Source organism: Cupriavidus sp. SIMBA_020, assembly GCF_046535395.1.
Taxonomy (GTDB): domain Bacteria; phylum Pseudomonadota; class Gammaproteobacteria; order Burkholderiales; family Burkholderiaceae; genus Cupriavidus; species Cupriavidus campinensis.
The window spans coordinates 1-242 of sequence record NZ_JAWRWU010001493.1 but is presented as its reverse complement, the minus strand read 5'-3'; the positions used below and the strand labels follow the sequence as shown (position 1 = coordinate 242).

1 protein-coding gene is annotated in these 242 nt (G+C 44.6%); it reads left to right on the top strand.

The window, feature by feature from the left end; translation table 11 throughout:
- On the top strand, positions 1-242 hold a 242-nt coding region (locus SB751_RS34560), incomplete at both ends, for an N-6 DNA methylase (protein WP_410749559.1).

The window sequence follows — 242 nt, the reverse complement described above, 5'->3', positions numbered from 1 at the left end:
CGTCGTTTAGCATTAATGAACTGCTTATTACACGGTATGGAAGGCGACGACGAGGGCGTAATACATTTAGGTAATGCACTGGGCGATGCGGGTAAAGCATTAAAAGGCGCCGATATAATTTTGGCTAACCCGCCGTTTGGTACCAGCAAAGGAGGCGAGGCCAGCAATACCCGAAATTTCACTCACAAAACTAGTAACAAACAGTTAGCGTTTTTACAGCATATTTACCGCAACTTAAAACC